Genomic DNA, 22,896 nt, shown 5'->3' on the forward strand with positions numbered 1-22,896 from the left:
TGCACCGGTCCCCATCGTGTACCTCGGGGAAGTGAAACGTCATCTCTACTGCGAGGTAACCATGGCGGCGGACCGGATGTTCAGGGGCGGGCCCGATCAAAGCGCAACGATACGCCCAGGCCGTGACGCGCCCCGCAAAGTCATTCGGGGCCCGTACCCGCGGATGATTCCGGAATGCGCAAACCGGGCAGAACGGTGTGGTGTAGGTCACCTCGCGGCGCGATACCGTGCCTGGAGTTGCGGCGACACGGCCAGGATCGTCACCGTTTCGGCGGTCTGAACCGCCGGGTACTTGCGCGATCCGCCCCGCCCGTGTGGACTACGGCCAATGCTTCGCGTACGCGCGTGGCTGAGATTCCATCCAAGACATGATCAGGAGGCAACCCGTGAGCGCGACCGCGGACCACGCGGAGGAGCGGACGAACCCTGCCGTGAGGCTGGGGTTCCAGCCCGAGCAGGTGGTCCAGGAGATCGGCTACGACGACGATGTCGACCAGGAGCTTCGCGAGGCCATCGAGGAAGTTGTCGGCAGCGAGCTCGTGGACGAGGACTACGACGACGTTGCCGATGCCGTGGTGCTGTGGTTCCGCGACGAGGACGGCGACCTGACGGATGCGCTGGTGGACGCCACCACGTACGTCGAAGAAGGCGGCTCGATCCTGCTCCTCACGCCGAAGACCGGCCGAACGGGCTATGTGGAGCCCAGCGACATCTCGGAAGCCGCGACGACGGCGGGTCTGTCGGCGTCCAAGAGCGTCAGTGTGGGCAAGGACTGGAGCGGCTCGCGTCTGGTGACGCCTAAGGCCGCGAAGTCCAAGCGGTGACGCTCCGCCGGGGTGCCGGCCACTGAGCGGTGCCCCCGGGCGGGTGGCCGTAGCCGGGGGTTGCGCCCCCGGACCCCCATCGGCCTGGACGGCCTCGCCCTCGATCTCGCCCAAGCTCTTCGAGCAGGGGAACGCTCGCGGACGGGCTGGTTTTGCCCAGCCCGTCCGCGAGCGTGCCCTGGTCACTGCGTAGGGTGGTCCTGCCTCAACCGTCCCGTCGAAAGGGAAGCAGGACCATGGCGATCCAGGTCGGCGACAAGGCCCCCGACTTCGAGCTCAAGGACAACCACGGCAGGTCCGTGAAGCTCTCCGACTTCCGCGGTCAGAAGAACGTGGTGCTGCTCTTCTACCCGTTCGCCTTCACCGGCGTGTGCACCGGGGAGCTGTGCGCGCTGCGCGACAACCTGCCGACGTTCGTCAACGACGACACCCAGCTGCTCGCCGTCTCCAACGACTCCATCCACACCCTGCGCGTCTTCGCCGAGCAGGAGGGCCTGGAGTACCCGCTGCTGTCCGACTTCTGGCCGCACGGCAACATTTCGCGCGCCTACGGCGTCTTCGACGAGGACAAGGGTTGCGCGGTGCGCGGGACCTTCATCATCGACAAGGAGGGCGTCGTGCGGTGGACCGTCGTCAACGGCCTGCCGGACGCGCGTGACCTGAACGAGTACGTGAAGGCGCTCGACACCCTGTGATCCCGTGCCGAAGGGTCCACCCGAGAGGCGCGCCCCTTCGGCTTACTTCGGTTCCAAGGCCTGTGGGGCGTGGGAACCCGTCACTAGGATCGACTCGTTGATCCGGTACATCGCACGACGGGGCTCCCCGCCCCTGGACACCAATGGAGGGACTCGTGGGAGTCAGCCTCAGCAAGGGCGGCAACGTATCGCTGACCAAGGAGGCCCCCGGCCTGACCGCGGTCCTCGTCGGACTCGGCTGGGACGTCCGCACCACCACCGGCACCGACTTCGACCTGGACGCCAGCGCTCTGCTGCTGAACTCGTCGGGCAAGGTGGCCAGCGACCAGAACTTCGTGTTCTTCAACAACCTCAAGAGCCCCGACGGCTCCGTCGAGCACACCGGTGACAACCTCACGGGTGAGGGCGAGGGCGACGACGAGGTGATCAAGGTCAACCTCGCGGCGGTGCCGGCGGACGTCGACAAGATCGTCTTCCCGGTCTCGATCTACGACGCCGAGAACCGTCAGCAGTCCTTCGGCCAGGTGCGCAACGCGTTCATCCGCGTGGTGAACCAGGCCAACCAGCAGGAGATCGCGCGGTACGACCTGAGCGAGGACGCGTCCACGGAGACCGCCATGGTGTTCGGCGAGCTGTACCGCCACGGCGCCGAGTGGAAGTTCCGCGCCATCGGCCAGGGCTACGCCTCGGGCCTGCGCGGCATCGCCCAGGACTTCGGCGTCAACGTCTGACCCGAGCGCACCGGCCCACGACTCCTCCGCACCGTCCGACGCGGGCGGTGCGGGGAGCCGTATGTTCCGCGAGGGCCGCGTGCCCCTCGGGGTTCGTCGGGCTGCCCTCCGGCCCTGCGACGACTTCGCCCGCACGACACCACGCCTCCGGCCGCCGAGGGTTTCCCCTTCGGCCACCGGGGGAGAAACCAGCACCACCAGGGGGGGGCTCGGACCAGCCGGGGGAAACCCTCATCACCGGGGCCGATCCCGTCACCGGGGCCGATCCCGTCACCGGGGCCGATCCCATCAGTGGGGACGAGCCCCCAGCACCGGGGCCCGCCTCATCACCGGGGCACCAACCCCGGCCACCGGGGGAGGAACCCCCGCGTCCGGGGGACCAGCCCCCGGCCACCGGGGGGTTTCGCCCCCCGGGGCAACCACGTACCGGGGAGGATCAGGATCATGGGCGTCACGCTCGCCAAGGGAGGCAATGTCTCCCTGTCCAAGGCCGCGCCGAACCTCACGCAGGTGATGGTCGGGCTCGGCTGGGACGCGCGCTCCACCACCGGGGCCCCCTTCGACCTGGATGCCAGCGCACTGCTGTGCAGCGGCGGTCGGGTCCTCGGTGACGAGTGGTTCGTCTTCTACAACCAGCTCAAGAGCCCCGACGGCTCCGTCGAACACACCGGCGACAACCTCACCGGTGAGGGGGAGGGCGACGACGAGACCATCCTGGTGGACCTCTCCAAGGTCCCGCCCCAGTGCGACAAGATCGTCTTCCCGGTGTCCATCCACCTCGCCGACGAGCGCGGCCAGACGTTCGGCCAGGTCAGCAACGCGTTCATCCGCGTCGTCAACCAGGCCGACGGCCAGGAACTCGCCCGCTACGACCTCAGCGAGGACGCCTCCACCGAAACGGCCATGATCTTCGGCGAGGTCTACCGCCACGGCGGCGAATGGAAGTTCCGTGCCGTGGGTCAGGGGTACGCGTCCGGCCTGCGCGGCATCGCTCTGGACTTCGGAGTGAACGTTTCGTAAAGGGGCGGTCCGTTTTGTGCCCCTCCACGCCTCCCCTGGACCTGCGATGTCCCGGTCCGGCTGGACCACATGTCCCGGCCGGAGCGGGACCCCTCTAGACTCTGTGGTCAATGTTGGGTAAAGCCGGGTACGGCGACGGGTAGCCCCGTACACATACGGATTGGGTAGCCAGTGCTTCTGAAAACCTTCGGCTGGTCGTTCGTGGTCACCGCGGTCGGCTTGGCCCTGGCGGTCCTCTATGGGGGGTGGACCGCCTTCGGCATCGTGGCGATCCTCTCCGTCCTCGAGATCTCGCTGTCCTTCGACAACGCGGTGGTCAACGCCGGAATCCTGAAGAAGATGAACGCCTTCTGGCAGAAGATCTTCCTCACGGTCGGCGTGCTGATCGCGGTCTTCGGCATGCGACTGGTCTTCCCCGTCGTCATCGTCGCCGTCACCGCGAAGAAGAACCCCATAGACGCCGTCAACCTCGCGCTGACGGACAAGGACCAGTACCAGCAGCTGGTCACCGACGCCCACCCGGCGATCGCGGCGTTCGGCGGTATGTTCCTGCTGATGATCTTCCTCGACTTCATCTTCGAGGACAGGGACATCCAGTGGCTGCGCTGGATCGAGCGCCCGCTCGCCAAGCTCGGCAAGGTCGACATGCTGTCGGTCTGCATCTCGCTGATCGTCCTGCTGATCGCTTCCATGACCTTCGCGGCCCACGCCCACCAGCACGGCGGCGCGCACGTCGACAAGGCCCAGACGGTGCTCATCTCCGGTATCGCCGGTCTGATCACATACATGATCGTCGGCGGTCTCTCCGGCTACTTCGAGGACAAGCTCGAGGAAGAGGAGGAGCGGGAGCACGAGGAGGAGGAAGAGGCCGCCCGCAGCGGCAAGCCGCGCTCGGCGGTGATGCTGGCCGGCAAGGCCGCGTTCTTCATGTTCCTCTACCTGGAGGTCCTGGACGCGTCCTTCTCCTTCGACGGCGTGATCGGCGCGTTCGCCATCACCAACGACATCGTCCTGATGGCGCTCGGCCTCGGCATCGGCGCGATGTACGTGCGGTCGCTGACGGTCTACCTGGTCCGCCAGGGCACCCTCGACGACTACGTCTACCTGGAGCACGGCGCCCACTACGCGATCGGCGCGCTCGCCGTGATCCTCCTCGTCACCATCCAGTACGAGATCAACGAGGTGGTCACCGGCCTCGTCGGCGTCGTCCTGATCGCAGCGTCCTTCTGGTCTTCCGTGCGCCGCAACCGAGCGCTCGCCGCGGCCGAGGGAAAAGCGACGGCCTCGGACGAGAAGACTGAGGTCTCGTCCGGGGTGTGAGGGAACGCGAGGAGAGGAACGCTCTGTGCGGGGCGGTCGCGAGGAGGCGTCCTCGGCGGCCGCCCCGCGGCTGTGGAACCGGTGGGACGTGTAGGTGCAGGGGGCGGGCATGGGCTTCTGGGACGGCGTGTGGCGCGGGCGGGCGATGGACTTCGACTCGGGCAGCGCGGCGACCAACGCGATCGAGCTGACCAAGCGGCACCACCGGGTCTCGCTCACCAAGCAGGGCGCGGCGAACGGCAACCTGCGCATCAACCTGTCGTGGCGCATGCGGACGTCCGACATAGGCGGCCCCGAGCGCGGCAGCCTGCTGCGCAACCCGCTGCGGTTCTTCACCCCCGAGGTCGTGCAGGCGCACACCCAGAGCATGGTCAACGTGGACCTCGACCTGGGGTGCCTGTACGAGCTGAGCGACGGCACGAAGGGCGTGGTGCAGCCGCTCGGCGGCTTCTTCGGGGAGCTCAACGAACCGCCGTACATCAAGCTCAGCGGCGACGACCGGTTCGGCTCCGGCTCCGGTGAAACGATCTTCGTCAACCTCGACCACCGGGACGACTTCAAGCGGCTGCTGATCTTCGTCTACATCTACGACCAGACGCCGGCGTTCGACCGTACCCACGCCCACGTCACGCTCTACCCGAGCAGCGGCCCCCGCATCGAGATCGGCCTCGACGAACGCCACCCCCAGGCCCGCTCCTGCGCGGTCGTCCTCATCGAGAACGTCAAGGGCGAGCTCGTCGTCAGCCGAGAGGTGAGGTTCGTCTACGGCTTCCAGGCAGAACTGGACCGCCTGTACGGCTGGGGCCTGCAGTGGGGCCGGGGCTACAAGACCAAGGCGTAGCCGCCCCCGCTGCGGGGAGCCGTGCCGCCGCCAGAGCCTTGACGGAGGCACCTCGAGCCGCCGAGCGGCGGAACCGACCCCCGGGCGACCGAAGCCACGGGCTGCGTCTACCCCTGGCGCCCGATGAACTGCGGCCCCTGCGGCGGCAGCTTGAAGTCGGGGTCCGGCAACGGCACGGCAGTCTGCGGATACCCGTACGCGGGCACCGGCGCAGTCTGCGGATACCCGTACGCCGTCTGCGGATACCCGTACGCGGGCTGCGCCGACACAGTCGCAGGCGCAGCCACGGCCGCAGTTCCCGCCTCCGCCGGATACCCGTACGCCGCAGGCGCCCCCACCGGCCGCTCCGGCGGCAACGGCATCGACACCTCCGACGCGGAGACCGGCGCCTCCGGTGCGGAAACCGGCACCTCCGAAGCGGTCGCCGACGCAGCCGCCTCCTCCGACTCGTCCACCGAGATGCCGAAGTCGTTCGCGAGGCCCTTCAGCCCGTTGCTGTATCCCTCACCCAGCGCCCGGAACTTCCAGTTCTCCCCCCGCCGGTACAGCTCCCCGCAGATCAGCGCCGTCTCGGCACCCGTCTCCGGCTTGACGTCGAAGTAGGCCAGCGGCTCCCCGTCGGAGCCCCCAGCGTCGTACAGCAGGATCCGCAGCCCCCGTACCCGGTCGAACGTGACGCCGTCCGCCGAGGCGACCAGCAGGATCCGCCCCACGCCGGGCTCGACGCCCGCCAGGTCCGTCTGGATGGTGTCGGTCAGCCCGTCCGTCTCCCGTTTCTTCCCGAGCAGCCGTACCTTCCCGGACGGATGCCGGGGCTGGTTGTAGAAGACGAAGTCCTCGTCGGACCGCACACGACCCTCGGAACCCAGCAGCAGCGCCGAGGCGTCGACCTCGGGTACGCCCTGCCCCGGCGCCCAGCGCAGCACCGCCCGTACCGCCGTCGCCTCGAGCAGTACGTTCGACCCCTTCAGCATCGCGTGCGTCATGCCCGTCATCCTGCCCTCTCCGTCCTGGTCACGACAACGCGGGGGCCATCCGTCCGCATGCTCTCCGCAGGATCGTCGACACGGCCGAGTTACCTGAACTTCATGCCCGAGGGGAACCCATGACACGGAGTTGTACGTACTATTACCGGCCACGTCTTTCCGGGCAGTCCTGCATCACGGGGGAGTTATATGCGTCATTTCGGGCACATCGCCCCTGAGGAGCGGAAGCGTCTCTTCTACCGCGAGCCGGCCGTCTTCACCGCCGACTCGCCGGCCCCCGTTCTCGCGGCGGCCCTCGGCGCCACCCTCTACAGTCCGGCGACCCGCCCCGGCCTGGCCGACGACGTGATCAAGCAGGCGGCCCGCGGTGTCGTCTCCATGGTGCTGTGCCTGGAGGACTCCATCGACGACGCGGACGTCGTGCCCGCGGAGGAGAACCTGGTCCGGCAGATCACCGACCTGGCTTCACTCCCCCAAGCTCCCGGCTCCGCTCGAGCAGGGGGGACCACCACGGACGTCGAACTGCCGCTGCTGTTCGTCCGCGTCCGCGTCCCGGAGCAGATCCCGGACCTGGTCGCCCGGCTCGGCCCGGCCGTCCGGCTGCTGTCCGGCTTCGTGCTGCCCAAGTTCACCGAGGAACGCGGCGTCCCCTTCCTGGAGGCGCTGACCACGGCCGAGACGGCGAGCGGACGCCGCCTGTTCGCCATGCCCGTCCTGGAGTCCCCCGACCTGCTCTACCTGGAGTCGCGCCGGGAGACCCTGGACGGCATCTTCCGCACGGTCGACAAGTGGCGCGACCGCGTCCTCGCGCTGCGCCTCGGCGTCACCGACTTCTGCTCCTCGTACGGCCTGCGCCGAGCCCCCGACATGACCGCCTACGACGTCCAGATCGTCGCCTCGGTGATCGCCGACGTCGTCAACGTCCTCGGCCGCGCCGACGGCACGGGGTTCACGGTGACCGGACCCGTGTGGGAGTACTTCCGGGTCCAGGAGCGCATGTTCAAGCCGCAGTTGCGCCGCAGTCCCTTCCTCGAGGGCCACGTCGAGGAACTGCGGGAGACGCTGATCGAGCACGACTTGGACGGGCTGCTGCGCGAGATCTCCCTGGACCGCGCCAACGGCCTGCTCGGCAAGACGTGCATCCACCCCTCGCACGTGATGCCGGTGCACGCGCTGTCGGTCGTCAGCCACGAGGAGTACAGCGACGCCCAGGACATCCTGCGGCCCGAGCGACTCGGCGGCGGCGTCCTGCGCTCGGCGTACACCAACAAGATGAACGAGGTGAAGCCGCACCGCGCCTGGGCCGAGCGCACGCTCCGGCGCGCCGAGGTCTTCGGCGTCGCCAACGAGAACGTCGGCTTCGTGGAACTGCTGGCCGCCGGACTGCCGCAGTGAGAACCGTGAAGGAACCGATGAAGAACGTGGTCTGGTCCGGGACCTGGGTCGCCGAGCGGCTCGGGGTCGAACTCGTCGGCGACGAGCGGTTGACGCAGCTGCTGGGGCTAGCGCTGCGCCGCAACCCCAAGCGGGCCCACCTGCTCGTCTCCAACGTGCTGGGCAAGCACGTCCCGCAGTTCCCGTCCGTCGTCCACGGCCACGGGGTGGCGCTCGGCCGGCGGGTGCGGGACCTGCTGGGGGAGGAGGAGGCGGGCCACGCGGTCGTCCTCGGGTACGCGGAGACGGCCACCGGACTCGGTCATTCCGTCGCGGACGGCCTCGGCCCGGTGCCCTACCTGCACTCCACCCGCCGCCCCGTCGAGGGCGTCGCCCGCGCCGGCGGTTTCGAGGAGTCCCACTCCCACGCCACCTCGCACCTGCTGCTCCCGGAAGACCCGGCGCTGCTGGCGGGCGACGGCCCGCTCGTCCTGGTCGACGACGAGTTCTCCACCGGCAACACCGTCATGAACACGATCCGCGACCTGCACGAGCGGTATCCGCGTAGGCGGTACGTCGTCGTCGCCCTGGTCGACCTGCGCTCGCCCGCCGATCTGGGCCGGCTCGAGGACTTCGCCCAGCAGATCGGCGCCCGCGTGGACCTGGTGGCCGCGGCCTCGGGCACGGTGAAGCTGCCCGAGGGCGTCCTGGAGAAGGGGCAGGAGCTGGTGGCCCGGCACCAGACGCCCGTGCGCCACGACGAGGCCCACGGGACGATCACCCGCGTCGACCTCGGCTGGCCCCATGGGCTGCCCGACGGCGGACGGCACGGTTTCACCCCCGAGCACCGCTCCCGCCTCGAGCGCGCACTGCCCGCGATGGCGACGCGGCTCGCCGCCGCGCTGCCCGCTCACGCCCGCCGGGTCCTCGTGCTCGGCTTCGAGGAGCTGATGTACGCGCCGCTCAGGCTCGCCCGCGAGCTGGAGGACGTCCTGGACGCCACCGAGGTCCGCTACTCCACCACCACCCGTTCACCCGTCCTCGCGGTCGACGACCCCGGCTACGCGATACGCACCCGCATCGTGTTCCCCGCGCACGACGACCCGGCCGACGGCCCCGGCGAGCGCTACGCCTACAACGTGGCGGGCGCCGGCTTCGACGCCGTCGTCACGGTCGTGGACTCCGTGGCCGACACGCCCGAACTGCACGCCCCCGGCGGCCTCCTGGACCGGCTCGCCGCACACACCCCGCACGTCCTGCTCGCGGTCGTCCCCGCCCATGTCCCCGCCCCGTCCCCGCACGGCGCCGCCCCGTCAGAAAGATCTGCCATGCTGCCCGAGCCCCTCCGCGGCCCCGCCTTCTCCTCGTACGCGCCCGACGAGGTCGGCTGGCTGCTCCAGGACCTCTCGGACGTCACCCTGGAGGCGCCGACCGAGGAGCGCGAGGAGGCCATCCAGAGTGGCGGCGCGCACTACGCGGAGTCGCTGCCGGTGGAGTACCAGCCGAGCGAGCAGTACCAGGAGCTGTTCCACGCGGCCCTCGAGGCCTCGGCCACCCGTCTGGCGCAGGCCGTCGGCGTGGTCACCGAGACGGTCCTCGCCGAGCGGTCGCCACGGCCCGTCCTCGTCTCCCTGGCCCGCGCCGGCACCCCCGTCGGGGTCCTCATGCGCCGCTGGGCCCAGCACCGGCACGGTATGGACCTGCCGCACTACGCGGTGTCCATCGTGCGCGGCCGCGGCATCGACGCCAACGCGCTGCGCTACCTCGCCGACCGGTACGACCCCAGCGACGTCGTCTTCGTCGACGGCTGGACCGGAAAGGGCGCCATCACCCGGGAACTCGCCGAGGCGATCAGGGAGTTCGAGGCGTCCGACGGCATCACCGGTTTCGACCCGGAGATCGCGGTGCTCGCCGACCCGGGCTCGTGCGTACGGACGTACGGCACCCGGGAGGACTTCCTCATCCCGTCCGCCTGTCTCAACTCCACGGTCTCCGGCCTGATCTCCCGCACGGTGCTGCGCGCCGACCTGGTCGGCCCGCACGACTACCACGGCGCGAAGTTCTACCGCGAGCTGGCGGGGGCCGATGTCTCGGTGGCCTTCCTCGACGCCGTCTCCGCCCGCTTCGCCGAGGTCGAGGAGGCGGTCGATCTGCAGGCCAAGGAACTGCTGGCCGGTGACCGTACGCCGACCTGGGAGGGCTGGGCGGCCGTGGAGCGCATCAGCGAGGAGTACGGCATCCACGACGTCAACCTGGTCAAGCCGGGCGTGGGCGAGACCACGCGGGTACTGCTGCGCCGGGTGCCGTGGAAGATCCTGGCCCGGGCAGGGGCGGGGGCCGACCTCGACCATGTGCGCCTGCTGGCCGCCCAGCGGGGCGTGCCGGTGGAGGAGGTCGACGGGCTGCCGTACACCTGCGTGGGGCTGATCCACCCCCAGTACACGCGGGGTGCGACGGGCGCCGACGGCAAGGCGGTGGCCGGATGAGCACCGTGCTTGTCGCCAGCGACCTCGACCGCACCCTGATCTACTCCTCTGCCGCGCTCGCGCTGACCATGCCGGACGCGCGGGCGCCCCGGCTGCTGTGCGTGGAGGTCCACGAGAGCAGGCCGCTGTCGTACATGACCGAGACCGCGGCCGGGCTGCTCACCGACCTCGGCGACCGGGCGGTGTTCGTACCGACCACGACCCGCACCCGCAAGCAGTACCAGCGCATCAACCTGCCGGGCCCCACCCCGGCGTACGCGATCTGCGCGAACGGCGGCCATCTGCTCGTCGACGGCGTCACGGACCTCGACTGGCACGCCGCGGTGCTGGCCCGGCTGGCGGACGAGTGCGTGCCGCTGGCCGAGGTGCGCGACCATCTGGCGGCCACCGCCGACCCGGCCTGGGTGCGCAAGCACCGGGTCGCGGAGGACCTGTTCGCCTACCTCGTCGTCGAGCGGGAGCTGCTGTCCGAGGAGTGGGTGAAGGAACTGGCCGTCTGGGCGGAGAACCGGGGCTGGACGGTGTCGCTGCAGGGCCGCAAGATCTACGCGGTCCCCAAGCCGCTCACCAAGAGCGCGGCCGTGCGCGAGGTCGCCCGCCGTACCGGCGCCACGCTGACGCTGGCCGCCGGGGACTCGCTGCTCGACGCCGACCTGCTGCTCGCCGCGGACCGCGGCTGGCGCCCGGGCCACGGCGAACTGGCCGACACCGACTGGACGGCCCCCGGGATCGGCGCGCTGCCGGAGCGGGGTGTGGTGGCCGGGGAGCGGATCCTGCGGGAGTTCCTGAAGGCGGCCAAGGAGGCGTGACCGGTCCCGGCACCGGGACCTTCGAGGCGCCGAGGCCCGAAGGGCTGAGCCCGGTGACGGACCCGGACGCCACCGGGCCTGCCGCGGCGATCAGGGACTTCAACGCCCATGTGAAGACGGACGACCGGGTGGACAGCGTGGTGCTGCCGGTCGCGGACGGCCTGACCCCGGCCCGCCGCCGCTGCAGCGCTTCAGCCGCAGCAACCGCCGCCGCAGCAGCCGCCTCCTGAACCCCCGCCTGCCCTCGGCGCCGGCGCCGGGGCGGAGGCCGTGCCGCCCACCGCCACGGTGGACAGCAGCTTCACCGTGTCGTCGTGGCCCTGCGGGCAGTTCGCGGGGGCGGAGGACTCCGCCATCGGACGGCTCAGTTCGAACGTGTCGCCGCAGGTACGGCAGCGGTACTCATAGCGTGGCATGTGCACAGATTAACGGGCGCTCACCGGCGATCACAGGACTTCCGGTGCCCGCACCGCTTTGTGAATGCCGCACGATCTCCTCAAGATCTCCTTAATATTCTCTCCGCGACCACGTACCGGCCGGTTCCCGATCGAGGACATCACAAAGGTCGCTGATAATTTAAGGAAGCCGCGATGAGCCGCAAGGTCGGGGAGGGGGGCTCGCTGCCGCATGTCCGGCCGCTGCATCTACCCGCGCGTGCAATTCCGAGTGCGGAGGGAGACGCAGTCGTGACCGAGGCATGGCATCGAACAGGGGACAGGCCGTCCCAGGGCCGTCCGCGCACCGGGGCGTGTCGTGGCTAGCCAGGACGGCGGCCGTCCGGACCGTCCCACGGACCGCCGCACCGGGGCCGACGACCCGTCAAAGACGCCCTTCGACCCGGACGTCACCATGCGGTTGAAAGCCGGGGCGCCTTCCGACGCCGATGGCGTCCCGCGGTCGCGGGCCGCCGAACCCGTGGCGCCGGACCGGACCACACGCTCGAGGGCGACCGAACCCGTGGAGCCGGACCAGACCACGCAGTTGAAGGCCGTCAGGCCCCCGGCGCCGGACGAGACCATGCAGTTGAAGGTCGTCGCGTTCCAAGCCCAGGACCAAACCATGCAGTTGAAGGCCGTCCCGCCCCCGGCGCCGGACGAGACCGTGCAACTGCGGATGCCGCGCCCGCCGGAGGCGTCCAGGCCCCGGGGCGCGCGGCGTAAGGCCGCACGTCCGTCCCCTCTCACTCGTGTCACCTCGTCCCTGACGCCGTACGTCCGCAAACTGGCCCCGCACGCCCAGCGGTTGACCCCTTACGCCCGAAGGCTCGCCCCGTACGCCCGCAAGCTCAGGCCCGTCTATCCGCGGCCGGGCCGCGTCGGCTGGCGCCGCTGGATGCCCTCATGGCGGCAGTGGCTCGGCGCCGTGCTCACCTCTGTCGGTCTGAGCAGCGTGTTCCTGGTCGTCGCGTACGCCGTCACCGACATACCGGACAACCTCAACTCGTACGCCACCCAGCAGGACAACGTCTACTTCTGGTCCGACGGCACGCCCATGGCCCGCACCGGCTGGGTGCAGCGTCAGGCCATGCCGCTGAAGGACATACCCGAGCAGGTCCGCTGGGCGGTGCTGGCGGCGGAGAACGAGAGCTTCTACTCCGACCCCGGCATATCCGTCAAAGGCATCACCCGCGCCCTGTGGAAGACGGTCGGCGAGGGTGATACCGAAGGCGGTTCCACCATCACCCAGCAGTATGTGAAAAACGTCTATCTGACCCAGAACCAGACCATCAGCCGAAAATTCACCGAGGCGATGATCGCCCTCAAGCTCGACAACAGGATGAGCAAGGACAAAATCCTCGAGGGATACCTCAACACCAGCTGGTTCGGCCGCGGTACCTACGGCATCCAGCGCGCCGCCCAGGCCTATTACGGCAAGGACGTGAGCCAGCTCAACGCCTCCCAGGCCGCCTTCCTCGCCTCCCTGCTCAAGGGCGCCGGCCTCTACGACCCCACCCTCGGCAAGGCCAACCACCACCGGGCCGTCGAGCGCTGGAAGTGGATCCTCGACCGCATGGTCAAGATCGGCAAGCTCTCGAAGGCCGAGCGGGCCAAGTACACGACCTTCCCCGAGCCGCTCAAGCTGAACCCGCTCTACGACACCGGTCAGCAGAGCGACTACCTGGTGGAGCTGGCGTCGAGTTACGCCAAGAAGGCCGCGCACATCTCCGACCAGCAGTTCGACCTGGGCGGCTACCAGATCTACACCACCTTCGACCGCAAGCGGGAGAGCGCGCTCACCGACGCCGTCAACAAGGCCCGCAAACAGGCCCGGAAGGACCACCCGGACACGGCGCCGACCGCCCACTTCGGCGCCGCCTCGGTGAGCACCGACGGCCGGATCCTGGCCGTCTACGGCGGCCCCGACCACCGCACCCAGGGATACAACGAGTCCAACGCCGCCACCGTCCCGGCCGGTTCGGCCTTCCTGCCGTTCGTCTACGCCGCCGGCCTCGAACACGGCGTCCACAAGACCCGCGGCGGGCCCGCGACCCCGGTCACCCCGGAGTCGGTCTACGACGGCCGTGACAACGTCCCCGTCACCACCCCCGAGGGACCGTACTGGGACCGCAGCGGCAAGAAGGTCTCCGCCCACAACGACGGAAACAAGTCGTACGGGCACATCACCCTGCGCCAGGCCCTCGTCCAGTCGGTGAACACGCCGTTCATGCAGCTCGGCATGGACGCCGGCCTCGACAAGGTGCGCGAGACGGCGGAGGCGGCCGGGCTGCTGCCCGACAGCATCGGACCGCAGGTCCCCGCGCTGTCCCTGGGCAACTCCACGCCGAGCGCGATCCGGATGGCGAGCGGGTACACCACGTTCGCCGCGGGTGGCACGCACACCGAGCCGTACTCGGTGCGGCACGTCACCCGCAACGGCGCCACGGTGTCCCTGAACGCGCCGAAGTCCCGCCGCGCGGTGGGTGCCCAGGTGGCCGGGGAGGTCACCGAGGCGCTCACGGACTCATTCCGCGCCGCCCACCCGGGCGCGGCGTCCGCCTCCGCGCAGGTCGCCGGGAAGGCCGGAACCACCCAGGACGACACGGCCTCTTGGTACGTGGGCACGGCCCGGTCCGTGTCCACCGCGGTGGTCGCCTACCGCATGGACCTGTCCAAGGGCCTCGAACCACTGCCGCTGAAGGGAGTCGCCGGCACGCCGAATGACGGCGCCCCCTACGGCATCTGGTCCGCGGCCATGAGTCCGCTCGGCTGACGCCACCGGCCGAGCACCCCACCCCCCACCTTCCTCCTCGGAGAACGAGCCGCCCATGACCACCAGAAACGGCCGTCGCCGCCGCCCTCGCCCGTCCCGCATCGACCAATGGAAGAGCCGCCCGAACTTCATGACGCTGGCGGCCCTCCTCGCCGTGGCGTCGGTGACGGTGACCTTCCTGGCGGTGTCCCGGCCGGACAGCACCGCGGCGACCGCTACGGCGGACGCCGGCAAGAGCATCGGCAGAGGATTCACCCCCCGGCCCACCACGCAACCCAAGTGGGACGGCAAGACGGAGATCATCGGTGACGGCTCCACCTCGTACACCGGGCCACAGAAAGGCCAGTTGAAGCCGAAACCGCTCAAACCCGGTGAGAAACCACCCCAGTTCGTCGTCTTCTCCTGGGACGGCGCGCTGGAGGGCGACGACCACCTCTTCTCCCACTACCGGGAGATGGCCAAGCAGTACAACGCACACATGACCTTCTTCCTCACGGGCATATACCTGCTGCCCAAGAGCAAGAAGGACCTCTACCACCCGCCGCAGCACCCGGTGGGCTCCGCGGCGATCGACTACGCCACCGACGAGCACATCCGCGACACCCTCCGGCAACTGCGCCTGGCCTACGACCAGGGCAACGAGATCGGCACCCACTTCAACGGCCACTTCTGCGGCGCCAAGGGCGGCGGGGACTGGAGCGTGGAGGAGTGGAAGAGCGAGATCGACCAGTTCTACTCCTTCGTGGAGAACTGGAAGACCAACACCGGCGCCAAGGACATCCCCGCCCTGCCCTTCGACTTCCAGAGGGAGGTCACCGGCGGCCGCGCGCCCTGCCTGGAGGGCCAGCCGAACCTGCTGAAGGCCATGAAGAGCTACGGCTGGCGCTACGACGCCAGCTCCCCGGGCGACTTCCAGATATGGCCGGCGAAGAAGAACGGCATCTGGGACTTCCCGCTGGAGATGCTCCCCTACGAGGGCGGCAGGTACCAGGGCCTGTCGATGGACTTCAACTTCCTCGCCAACCAGTCCAAAGGCGAGACCCACGGCGACCCCGCGAAGTACACCCAGTGGGAGCAGCAGACCGTCGACTCCTACATGGCCGGCTTCAACCGCGTCTACTACGGCAGCCGGGCGCCCCTGTTCATCGGGAACCACTTCGAGAACTGGAACGGCGGCATCTACATGAAGGCCATCGACCAGGTCGTCAAGAACGTCTGCACGAAACAGGGCGTCAAGTGCGTGTCCTTCAAGGAGCTGACCGACTGGCTGCAGGTGCAGAAGCCCGCCACCCTCCAGCGGCTCCGCACCCTCGACCCGGGGCAGTCGCCGGACTGGGCGAGCGTCGTGCAGTGACAACCCGGCCTTCCAGCACGCCTCTTGGGCCACCCCCTTCACAGAAGTCACACAAGGCGTGCGAAGATGCGGCCCCCGGTATCCGAGTACCGGTGGTAGAGGGGAACATCATTGAAATCAAGAAGATTGAGCCGCAAGCGGCGTCGCGCGACCATAGTCACCGCGGCCGCCGCCTCGGTCGTCGCCGGCGCCGCACTGCTGCCCAACTGGGGCGCGAACGCGGCGAGCGTCGCGGAACCCACGGTGGACCCGGGGACCACGGCCACCTTCCAGCGGCTGGCGGACGCGGTCTTCACCGACCGTACGGACGCCCTGGTCGACAAGAGCGACAGCGGACGGGGCAAGCCGCTGGCGTCCCGCTTCTCCGGCGACGTACGCCTGTCGTCCACGCTGTCGCACCAGGAGGACTCCGCCCTGTCCACGCTGCGTGGTCGTAAGTCCCGCCTCGCGGCGCTGGGGGAGAAGTACAGCAAGGCCGACACCACGGTCTCGCTGGACCGGACGCGGGTGAACGGCCGGCACGCCACCGTCGACGTCACCGAGACCACCACCCTGACGTACGAGAAGGTCAAGGGCAACGAGCCGAAGACCACCGGCTTCCAGGCCCACCACCAGCTGACGTTCAAGGCCGACCGGCAGGGCACCTGGCAGCTGACCGGCATCCGCGACACCGACGCGGGCATGGCGGTGAACACGCTGTCCAAGCCGTCCGTCAAGGCGCCCACCACCGCGGATGACGGCGGGATGCCGAACGCCCCGCGCGCGGCCACGACCCGCAACCCGGTCGCCGTCCCGAAGACCGGCACCGCCTACGACTACAAGGCCATGGCGGCCTACGCCGAGAAGTACTGGAACGTCTACAACAAGGACTACCCGGACTACAACGGGCACGGCGCGGGCGGCGACTGCACCAACTTCGTCAGTCAGTCCCTGAAGGCGGGCGGCTGGAAGCACGTTCCCGGCTACGTGTACGACTACACGAAGTGGTTCGGCAACGCCGACATCCAGTCGGACTCGTTCGTCGGCGTCAACGAGTGGTCCTGGTTCGCCCAGAACTCCAAGCGGACCAAGCCGCTCGCCAACGTCTACCAGCTCGAAGTCGGCGACGTGCTCCAGATGGACTTCGACCGGGACGGGTCCAAGGACCACACGATGATCGTCACCTACAAGAGCGGCGGCGTCCCGTACGTGACGTACCACTCCAACAACACCCTCCGCAGGTCGGTGGCGAGCCTCATCGCGGCGTACCCGAACGCCTACTACTACGCCTACCGCACCTGACCGGTGGTCCTCCGGGGCGGGGGCCGGGCTCAGTGACCGGCTCCCCGCTCCCCCCGGATCCGCGCCACGACCTGGGCGACCGTCTGCCGCACCGCCTCGGTCTCCGTCAGGAACTGCCAGTAGTCCGGGTGGCGGCCCCCCAGCGTGGCGATCGCCCGCTCCAGCCGCGCCACGGAGTCGTCGAGCGGGCGGGCGTGCCGCGGATCGGGCGTCGTACGGCCCGCCATCGCCAGCCGCTGCGCGTCCCGGATCGCGAACCGGGTGCGCTCGATCTCCTGTTCAGGATCCTTCTGCACGGCGTTGAGCCGCTGCAGGCGCTCCCCGGCGGCCGAGACGGCCTCGTCGGTGGTGTTCAGCAGCGCCCGTACGGTCGACAGCAGCGAGGTCGCGTCCGCCCAGCGTTGTGCGTCACGCGCGCCCTGCGCCTGCCGCAGTTTCAGCTCGGCCTGCCGTACGTTCTCGGCGGCCTGCTCCGGCACGTGCTGGAGATCCTGCCAGCAGGCCGCCGCGAACCTCCGCCGCAGCTCGCTCAGCACGGGCTCGACCTGCCCGGCCCGCGTGGTCAGCGCCTCGGCCCGGGTGCGCAGCGACACCAGCCGGCGGTCGATCTCGGCCGCCTTCTCCGGCAGCCGCTCGGCCTCGGCCCGGACCGCCGCCGCCTCCCGCGTGACCCGCTCGGCGCGCTCCAGCGTCTGCTGCACCCCGTGCTGCCCCGCGCCCTGGTTGAGCCTGGTCAGCTCCGGGCCGAGGGCGGCCAGCCGAGCGGCCAGGTCGTCGGCCTTCAGCCCGGAACCCCGTACCCCGTCCAGGGCGTTGCTGGCGGCGAGCAGCGCCTGCCGGGCCCGCTCCACCGCCGGGGCCAGGCGGGCCAGTTGGGTCTCGGCCTTGCCGAGCAGCGGCCCGAGACCCTGGGCGAATCGATCCAGCTCCTGCTTGACCCGGACCAGCTCGTCCTTCGCGGCGGTGAGATCCGCCCGGGCCCGGGCGGCGGCGGAGGCCTGCAGATCCACCCGGTCGAGATCATGTGCGTCCACGGCCTGGATGTACCGGTGGCTGACCTCGTCGATCCGCCGCCCGAGCGCCTCGAAGTCGGCGAGGGCACGGCGGGCGGCAGGGGAGTCGTCGACCGCGGTGATGGTCTCGACGGAGATCCGCACGTCCCGCTGAGCGGTGTCCAGCTCGTAGAACGCTTCTGCGGCTGCGTCCTTGGCCCCCTGGGCCTCGGCCCGTTGAGCCTCGCCCCGCCCGCCGAACCACCGCCGGGTACCGCCCGAGGCGAAGGCGGCGGGGAGGACGAGGGCGACGAGGAGAGGAAGGAGGAGGGCTCCGGAGACGGGCCGAGCGACGCGGTCGGACTCCTGCCGTGGTGTCGCCGTCACATCCCTCTCCCGTACCGTGATCCGCCCTGCCCGGTGTCATTCTCCCACCGGTAGAGGACGAACACACGGGCCGGTCGGTTCGCGGTGCGCCGGACTCATGGCGGCCGGTTCGCGGTGTGCGCTACCCGTGACGGTCGGTCGGCGATGTGCCGTGCCGGTGACGGCCGGTTCGCGGCATGCCGGACCGGTGACGGCCGTTCGCGGCGTGCCGGACCGGTGACGGCCGGCTCAGCCCGCCGCCCGTACGCTGACCGACCCGTCACGGGTCCGGGCGTCGATCAGGTGGGAGCTCGTCGCCTCCGTCGGGACGGACACATGGACGGAGCCGTCGGCGGAGTGCGTCGTCACACGGTACGTGCTGTGCGGCAGCGCGATGGCGACGGACCCGTCGTGGCTGCTCGACTCCACCCGGTCGGGCACGTCCCGGAACTCCAGGTTCACCGACCCGTCGTTCGTCATCGCCCGCACCCGCCGCGACCGTACGCCTGTCGCGCGCACCGACCCGTCGTCGCTGGCGAGCGCCAGCGGACCCCTGGAATCGCTCACCCGCACCGACCCGTCCCGCGTCCGGATGTCCAGTGCCGTGGCGAAGCCCTCCGCCCGCACGCTCCCGTCACCGTCGTCCACCGTGACGGCGACCCCGCGCGGCACCTCGATCCGGTGCCGCGCGGAACAGTCCGCGACGATCCCCGAGCACTTCAGCCGCAGCACGAGCCGGTCGCCCTTCATGGCCCAGGTCACACGCGGATCCCCACCCACCACGACCGTCCCGCGGAACCAACGGGTGACCTGCACTTTGTCCACATCGGCCGAGACGATCTCCAACGCCGAGTCGTCGGAGTCGACGGTGAGCGTACGGCCGTGCAGCGCGAAGGCCGCGTGGTCCGGGTGCGGGTCGTCGCGGGCGTCGTTCCCGCAGGCGGCGACGGTGCCGATGAGCACGGCGGCGAGCCCCGCGACGGCGGCCACCCGGGTGCGCTGCGCGAGCACCGTCGTACGAGCCATGATGTTTCCCCCTGAGTGCCGGAGGGCCGGACGCCCTCAACGCCGAAGTGCTTCGACGGTACGGACCCACGGCTGACGCGAGGATCCGGCGTGCTCCCGGGTTGGGGGTGGGGATATCCCCCGGTTACGGGTTTGCGAGGCATCCCCTCCGGCAATGTAGGCTGTCGACTCGTCTCGGGTGCGTAGCTCAGGGGTAGAGCGCCTGCCTTACAAGCAGGATGTCGGCGGTTCGAAACCGTCCGCGCCCACCGGATGTCTTGGCAGAGCCCCGGAAGTGCCTGTGCAGGCCACCTCCGGGGCTCTCCTGTGCCGGGCGCGGGGTCAGTGGTGGGCGGGGACGACGGCATGGCCCTTGCCGCGGCCGATCATCCACCGGTTGCGGTCATGTCCACCGCTGATCCGGTGTCTCAGACATCCGGGTGCGCTGTTCGATAGATCACCATCGCAGCGAAGTCCCGGCAGGCGGTACAACCAGGGGGCCCGTCAAGGAGTCGTACGCGGCATGATCAGCACGCGCGCACGGCAGGCCTTCGGCGGCTCCACGCTCGTCGTGGTCCTGGCGTCATTGTTGCTCTCCTGCTCCAGCGGCCCGGGCACGACGTCCAGTGATGGGGAGTCGCCCACCCGTGATGTCCGCCAGACGGCATCGGCCGCCGCGAGCCAGGAGCCGTCCGCCCCGAGCACGGCAGACCCGGCACCGAGTACCGAGAAGGTCCGCGATGTGTTCGCCCGACTTCAGGCCACCTACAACGACGGGTGCACGACCCCGGGGAACTGCGAGTACTTCCTGGGGCGCGTGCTCGATGAGCTCAGCAGCCTCGGCGAGGCGATGAAAGCCGACCCCCAAGGCCCTGAACACTTCGGGGAACTCCTCGCATGGATCGCGAAACTGCGGGCCGAACTTGGCGACGACAGGTCCTTCGAGAACCTCAAGAAGCACCAGAGCCTGCTCACCGGCACGCGCGACAAGATCAATACCTGGATGCAGGGCCACCCGGAGGACTATCGATGACACCGAGGCCGAGCGCAGGTGTCAGAAGGGCAGATCTGGCCGGCGCACCGAGCCGTTGAGTCCCGGACGCCCTTCCGCGCCTGGTCGCCGCGCGTGACTGGTCGCCGCGCGTAACAGCGCCGCCTGCGGTGCCCCGTCGCGTGAAACCCTGAAGACCCCGGCCGGGAGCGGCCGGGGTCTTCGTGTTCACTTCTGTTTCTGCTCGTCGTTCCCCTCGTCCTCGTGCACGTGCTTCAGACGCGTCCGCGCGTCCATCCTGTCCTCGGCCGCCACCTCGTCCCAGAAGCGGTGGCAGGAGACGAACACCGCGAGTTCCCGCTCGCGCCGGCGGAGCTTTTCCACCTCCGCCTGTTCGTCCTCGGTCCAACCCGGGGAGGCGGGGCGCTCCACCTTGCGCCAGCCGGCGTCGTCGCTGAATCCGTCCAGCGGTTCCACCGACCACGGCAGCCGCTTCAGCAGGGCCAGGAGCTCTGCCCGGACCTGATGCAACTCCTCCTGGCCGGCCAGGAGGTCACTCGGAAACTCATAGCTCGCAGCCACAGGCCAATGCTACGCCTGTTCGATTTTCGGGTGCGACCCTCTTCCCTACGTTCACTCGAGCGGACGTCCGTCGCGTGGATCACGGGTCGGCCCGGTCCGGCGCCTTCCACGGCACCGACCTCGACGTCGGGCTGCGCCGAGCCGCGGCGTCACCCGGAAACCCTCCTCGCCTCGGGGGCGAGGAGGTCACACTGGAGTCATGTGCCGCAGCATCAAGACGCTCCGCCCGCCCGCCCTGCCCGATCAGGCCACGGAGGAGGAGATCCGCGCCGCCGCGCTCCAGTTCGTGCGCAAGGTATCCGGGTTCCGTGCCCCGGCCGCCCACAACCGCGAGGTGTTCGAGCACGCGGTGGACGCGGTCGCCGCGGCTACCGCGGAGCTGCTCGCCGGCCTCGAGGTCCGTGGTGGACAGCCCCGGCAGGCTATTTCGACGACGCCGGGCTGCGCATGAGGTGGGCCGCGCCCGCTCCCGCCGCGAACAGGGCCGCGACCGAGACACCGGTCGCCAGCCAGCTCGCGCCCAGCCACTGGGCGCCCAGGTAGCCGAGGGCCACGCTGTAGACGGCCCAGGTGATGCCCGCCAGAGCCGACCAGGGCAGGAAGTCGCGGGCGCGGCGGTGGGCGGCGCCCGCGCCGAGTGAGACAAGTGAGCGGCCCGCGGGCGCGAACCGGGCGACGATCACCAGCGCACCGCCGCCGCGTGCGAGTGCCGCACCGAGGCGTTCCTGCGCGTGCGTCAGGCGGCGGGAGCGGGCGATGGCGCGGTCCAGGCGCTCACCGCCGCGCCAGGCCAGGCCGTACGCCACCAGGTCGCCGAGGACCGACGCCGTGGCCGCGCACACCGTGAGCCCGACGATGTCCGGTATCCGCGCGACATCGGAGCCGGCGGCCGCCGCCGTGGCCGCCGTGATCACCAGCACGCCGCTCGGCAGCAACGGCAGGAAGACGTCCAGCAGGACCGACACGGCCACCACGGGGTAGATCCAGGGGCCACCGGCCAGCGACCCCACGCTCTCCATCACCGGAACTCCCCGTACGACTCCCCAGCGGCAACCACGTGCCGCGATGTGGTGGGGGAGCGGCAGGAGCGGCCTTCGACAGCCGTACAGCGTACGCCGCGGGTGTGACTGGCGGTGCGGAGGGGGCCAGTGAGACGGTCGCCGCACCAGCGCACGGCGCGCCCGAAGCAGTCGCCGTACATGCCGAACAGCGCCCGAAGCAGTCGCCTTACATGCCGAACGGCGCCCCAAGCGGTCGCCGTACATGCCGAACATGTCGAACGGCGCCCGAAGCGGGCGCCGTCGTCCGTACGGGACTCGATCAGGCCGCGACGGGCTCCGACGCCCGCTTCTTCTCGCCGGCCGCCGACCGGGAGGCGAACAGGCGGTCCAGACCGAGCGCCCCGGAGCCGGTGAAGACCAGCAGCAGGAAGGCCCAGCAGAACAGCACCGGCAGCTCGCCGCCGTTCTGGATCGGCCACAGGGCGTTGGACTGGTGCACGTCGAAGTACGCGTACGCCATCGAGCCGGACGCGATGAACGCGGCACCGCGGGTTCCGAGACCGAGCAGGGTCAGGGCGCCGGCGACCAGTTGGATCACCGCGGCGTACCAGAAGGGCCAGGTCCCGGTCGGGACGGTGCCGCCTTTGGTGCCCGCCGCGCCGCCGAGGACGCCGAACAGCGAGGCGGCGCCGTGGCAGGCGAAGAGCAGGCCGACGACGATGCGGAACAGCCCGAGGGCGTAGGGCTGTGCCTGGTTGAGGCGTGCGGTCATGTGGGGGGCTCCTTCGGTCTGGTCCGGTCCGCGAACGGACCGGTCTGGGGGACGGAAACCGAGTGAGCCCACAGGTTAGGCAGCCCTAAGCAGTACTTGCAAGTTCAACATCTGGTCGATGGCCGATCCGCTTCGCTCGCTGTCGCGATTGCGTCACTCAACCCGCCAAAGGCGGGGTTTTGTTGACGGCACATCAGATCGGGCCGGTTGGCGAACCGCGGGCCGCCCGCGCGGCGCGGCCGGGGCGGGCGGTGGC

At 70.0% G+C, this 22,896-nt stretch carries 22 protein-coding genes and 1 tRNA gene; 16 read left to right on the top strand and 7 right to left on the bottom strand.

Features of this window, described 5'->3' with window-relative positions; all coding sequences use genetic code 11:
* Window positions 1–386 precede the first annotated feature (386 nt).
* From ACZ7L1_RS18420 to ACZ7L1_RS18445, 6 genes are all read left to right on the top strand, one after another.
* Window positions 387–824: a DUF3052 domain-containing protein gene (locus tag ACZ7L1_RS18420; RefSeq protein ID WP_200417185.1), complete on the top strand. Its 438-nt coding sequence runs from the start codon at window positions 387–389 to the stop codon at window positions 822–824.
* Between the two features lie 236 nt (window positions 825–1,060).
* The gene (locus ACZ7L1_RS18425; RefSeq protein ID WP_471438334.1) at window positions 1,061–1,519 is read left to right on the top strand and encodes a peroxiredoxin; all 459 of its coding nucleotides are present in this window, start codon (window positions 1,061–1,063) and stop codon (window positions 1,517–1,519) included.
* Window positions 1,520–1,674: 155 nt separating this feature from the next.
* Window positions 1,675–2,250: a TerD family protein gene (locus ACZ7L1_RS18430; RefSeq protein ID WP_471438336.1), complete on the top strand. Its 576-nt coding sequence runs from the start codon at window positions 1,675–1,677 to the stop codon at window positions 2,248–2,250.
* A gap of 444 nt (window positions 2,251–2,694) precedes the next feature.
* Window positions 2,695–3,270, top strand: a complete 576-nt coding sequence (locus ACZ7L1_RS18435) for a TerD family protein (protein ID WP_388986806.1) — start codon at window positions 2,695–2,697, stop codon at window positions 3,268–3,270.
* Window positions 3,271–3,441: 171 nt separating this feature from the next.
* Window positions 3,442–4,590 carry a DUF475 domain-containing protein gene (locus ACZ7L1_RS18440; RefSeq protein WP_471438338.1) on the top strand — a complete coding sequence of 383 codons (1,149 nt, stop codon included), beginning with the start codon at window positions 3,442–3,444 and terminating at the stop codon, window positions 4,588–4,590.
* A 109-nt stretch (window positions 4,591–4,699) separates the two neighbouring features.
* Window positions 4,700–5,431, top strand: coding sequence for a TerD family protein (locus ACZ7L1_RS18445; protein WP_471438340.1), 732 nt, complete (start codon window positions 4,700–4,702; stop codon window positions 5,429–5,431).
* Between the two features lie 107 nt (window positions 5,432–5,538).
* On the opposite strand, the gene ACZ7L1_RS18450 is transcribed toward ACZ7L1_RS18445, so the two are convergent.
* The gene (locus tag ACZ7L1_RS18450; protein ID WP_471438342.1) at window positions 5,539–6,417 is read right to left on the bottom strand and encodes a TerD family protein; all 879 of its coding nucleotides are present in this window, start codon (window positions 6,415–6,417) and stop codon (window positions 5,539–5,541) included.
* A 189-nt stretch (window positions 6,418–6,606) separates the two neighbouring features.
* Between ACZ7L1_RS18450 and ACZ7L1_RS18455 the strand changes: the two genes are divergently transcribed.
* The 4 genes from ACZ7L1_RS18455 to ACZ7L1_RS18470 are packed head-to-tail and all read left to right on the top strand — an operon-like array spanning window position 6,607 to window position 11,316.
* Window positions 6,607–7,812: an HpcH/HpaI aldolase/citrate lyase family protein gene (locus ACZ7L1_RS18455; protein ID WP_471438344.1), complete on the top strand. Its 1,206-nt coding sequence runs from the start codon at window positions 6,607–6,609 to the stop codon at window positions 7,810–7,812.
* A gap of 17 nt (window positions 7,813–7,829) precedes the next feature.
* Window positions 7,830–10,277 (top strand): phosphoribosyltransferase, encoded by a 2,448-nt coding sequence (locus ACZ7L1_RS18460; protein ID WP_471438346.1) that lies wholly within the window; start codon window positions 7,830–7,832, stop codon window positions 10,275–10,277.
* Entirely contained in the window at window positions 10,274–11,086 is an 813-nt protein-coding gene (locus ACZ7L1_RS18465; RefSeq protein ID WP_471438348.1) for an HAD family hydrolase, read from the top strand. The genes ACZ7L1_RS18460 and ACZ7L1_RS18465 overlap by 4 nt, the downstream gene beginning before the upstream one ends.
* Entirely contained in the window at window positions 11,083–11,316 is a 234-nt protein-coding gene (locus ACZ7L1_RS18470) for a hypothetical protein (protein WP_471438350.1), read from the top strand. The genes ACZ7L1_RS18465 and ACZ7L1_RS18470 overlap by 4 nt, the downstream gene beginning before the upstream one ends.
* Here ACZ7L1_RS18470 and ACZ7L1_RS18475 read toward each other — a convergent pair.
* Window positions 11,278–11,502, bottom strand: coding sequence for an FmdB family zinc ribbon protein (locus ACZ7L1_RS18475; RefSeq protein WP_366024281.1), 225 nt, complete (start codon window positions 11,500–11,502; stop codon window positions 11,278–11,280). The two genes, ACZ7L1_RS18470 and ACZ7L1_RS18475, sit on opposite strands and share 39 nt — an antisense overlap.
* A 643-nt stretch (window positions 11,503–12,145) precedes the next feature.
* On the opposite strand from ACZ7L1_RS18475, the gene ACZ7L1_RS18480 reads away from it, so the two are divergent.
* The 3 genes from ACZ7L1_RS18480 to ACZ7L1_RS18490 all read left to right on the top strand — a co-directional run bounded on the left by ACZ7L1_RS18480 (window position 12,146) and on the right by ACZ7L1_RS18490 (window position 16,931).
* Entirely contained in the window at window positions 12,146–14,296 is a 2,151-nt protein-coding gene (locus ACZ7L1_RS18480) for a transglycosylase domain-containing protein (RefSeq protein ID WP_471438532.1), read from the top strand.
* A gap of 55 nt (window positions 14,297–14,351) precedes the next feature.
* On the top strand, window positions 14,352–15,650 hold the full coding sequence (locus ACZ7L1_RS18485) for a polysaccharide deacetylase family protein (RefSeq protein ID WP_471438352.1): 1,299 nt from the start codon (window positions 14,352–14,354) through the stop codon (window positions 15,648–15,650).
* Between the two features lie 126 nt (window positions 15,651–15,776).
* On the top strand, window positions 15,777–16,931 hold the full coding sequence (locus tag ACZ7L1_RS18490) for an amidase domain-containing protein (protein ID WP_471438354.1): 1,155 nt from the start codon (window positions 15,777–15,779) through the stop codon (window positions 16,929–16,931).
* Between the two features lie 29 nt (window positions 16,932–16,960).
* Here the strand turns inward: ACZ7L1_RS18490 and ACZ7L1_RS18495 are convergent, their stop codons facing one another.
* Complete coding sequence (locus ACZ7L1_RS18495; protein ID WP_471438356.1) at window positions 16,961–18,310, bottom strand: hypothetical protein; 1,350 nt, start codon at window positions 18,308–18,310, stop codon at window positions 16,961–16,963.
* A 228-nt stretch (window positions 18,311–18,538) separates the two neighbouring features.
* A complete protein-coding gene (locus tag ACZ7L1_RS18500; RefSeq protein ID WP_471438358.1) occupies window positions 18,539–19,315 on the bottom strand; it encodes a DUF4097 family beta strand repeat-containing protein in 777 nt (258 codons plus the stop codon).
* 176 nt (window positions 19,316–19,491) lie between these two features.
* Between ACZ7L1_RS18500 and ACZ7L1_RS18505 the strand changes: the two genes are divergently transcribed.
* Window positions 19,492–19,563: transfer RNA gene (locus tag ACZ7L1_RS18505), tRNA-Val, on the top strand.
* Between the two features lie 254 nt (window positions 19,564–19,817).
* Window positions 19,818–20,327: a hypothetical protein gene (locus tag ACZ7L1_RS18510; protein WP_471438360.1), complete on the top strand. Its 510-nt coding sequence runs from the start codon at window positions 19,818–19,820 to the stop codon at window positions 20,325–20,327.
* Between the two features lie 186 nt (window positions 20,328–20,513).
* Here ACZ7L1_RS18510 and ACZ7L1_RS18515 read toward each other — a convergent pair whose 3' ends face one another.
* Window positions 20,514–20,867 (bottom strand): hypothetical protein, encoded by a 354-nt coding sequence (locus tag ACZ7L1_RS18515; protein WP_471438362.1) that lies wholly within the window; start codon window positions 20,865–20,867, stop codon window positions 20,514–20,516.
* Between the two features lie 199 nt (window positions 20,868–21,066).
* Between ACZ7L1_RS18515 and ACZ7L1_RS18520 the strand changes: the two genes are divergently transcribed.
* Complete coding sequence (locus ACZ7L1_RS18520) at window positions 21,067–21,318, top strand: DUF2277 domain-containing protein (RefSeq protein ID WP_471438364.1); 252 nt, start codon at window positions 21,067–21,069, stop codon at window positions 21,316–21,318.
* Here the strand turns inward: ACZ7L1_RS18520 and ACZ7L1_RS18525 are convergent.
* Both ACZ7L1_RS18525 and ACZ7L1_RS18530 read right to left on the bottom strand, forming a co-directional pair.
* Window positions 21,290–21,889 (bottom strand): DedA family protein, encoded by a 600-nt coding sequence (locus tag ACZ7L1_RS18525; RefSeq protein WP_471438366.1) that lies wholly within the window; start codon window positions 21,887–21,889, stop codon window positions 21,290–21,292. The two genes, ACZ7L1_RS18520 and ACZ7L1_RS18525, sit on opposite strands and share 29 nt — an antisense overlap.
* Window positions 21,890–22,187: 298 nt before the next feature.
* Window positions 22,188–22,640 (bottom strand): DoxX family protein, encoded by a 453-nt coding sequence (locus ACZ7L1_RS18530; protein WP_471438368.1) that lies wholly within the window; start codon window positions 22,638–22,640, stop codon window positions 22,188–22,190.
* Window positions 22,641–22,896: the final 256 nt, after the last annotated feature.

It is taken from the genome of Streptomyces sp. NPDC107546 (genome assembly GCF_055639175.1).

Coding starts and splice junctions, on each gene's coding strand:
- ACZ7L1_RS18425 (WP_471438334.1), top strand. CDS start 1,061: ATGGCGATCCAGGTCGGCGACAAGGCCCCCGACTTCGAGCTCAAGGAC.
- ACZ7L1_RS18435 (WP_388986806.1), top strand. CDS start 2,695: ATGGGCGTCACGCTCGCCAAGGGAGGCAATGTCTCCCTGTCCAAGGCC.
- ACZ7L1_RS18445 (WP_471438340.1), top strand. CDS start 4,700: ATGGGCTTCTGGGACGGCGTGTGGCGCGGGCGGGCGATGGACTTCGAC.
- ACZ7L1_RS18450 (WP_471438342.1), bottom strand. CDS start 6,417: ATGACGCACGCGATGCTGAAGGGGTCGAACGTACTGCTCGAGGCGACG.
- ACZ7L1_RS18455 (WP_471438344.1), top strand. CDS start 6,607: ATGCGTCATTTCGGGCACATCGCCCCTGAGGAGCGGAAGCGTCTCTTC.
- ACZ7L1_RS18460 (WP_471438346.1), top strand. CDS start 7,830: ATGAAGAACGTGGTCTGGTCCGGGACCTGGGTCGCCGAGCGGCTCGGG.
- ACZ7L1_RS18465 (WP_471438348.1), top strand. CDS start 10,274: ATGAGCACCGTGCTTGTCGCCAGCGACCTCGACCGCACCCTGATCTAC.
- ACZ7L1_RS18475 (WP_366024281.1), bottom strand. CDS start 11,502: ATGCCACGCTATGAGTACCGCTGCCGTACCTGCGGCGACACGTTCGAA.
- ACZ7L1_RS18480 (WP_471438532.1), top strand. CDS start 12,146: ATGCAGTTGAAGGCCGTCCCGCCCCCGGCGCCGGACGAGACCGTGCAA.
- ACZ7L1_RS18485 (WP_471438352.1), top strand. CDS start 14,352: ATGACCACCAGAAACGGCCGTCGCCGCCGCCCTCGCCCGTCCCGCATC.
- ACZ7L1_RS18500 (WP_471438358.1), bottom strand. CDS start 19,315: ATGGCTCGTACGACGGTGCTCGCGCAGCGCACCCGGGTGGCCGCCGTC.
- ACZ7L1_RS18510 (WP_471438360.1), top strand. CDS start 19,818: ATGATCAGCACGCGCGCACGGCAGGCCTTCGGCGGCTCCACGCTCGTC.
- ACZ7L1_RS18520 (WP_471438364.1), top strand. CDS start 21,067: ATGTGCCGCAGCATCAAGACGCTCCGCCCGCCCGCCCTGCCCGATCAG.
- ACZ7L1_RS18530 (WP_471438368.1), bottom strand. CDS start 22,640: ATGACCGCACGCCTCAACCAGGCACAGCCCTACGCCCTCGGGCTGTTC.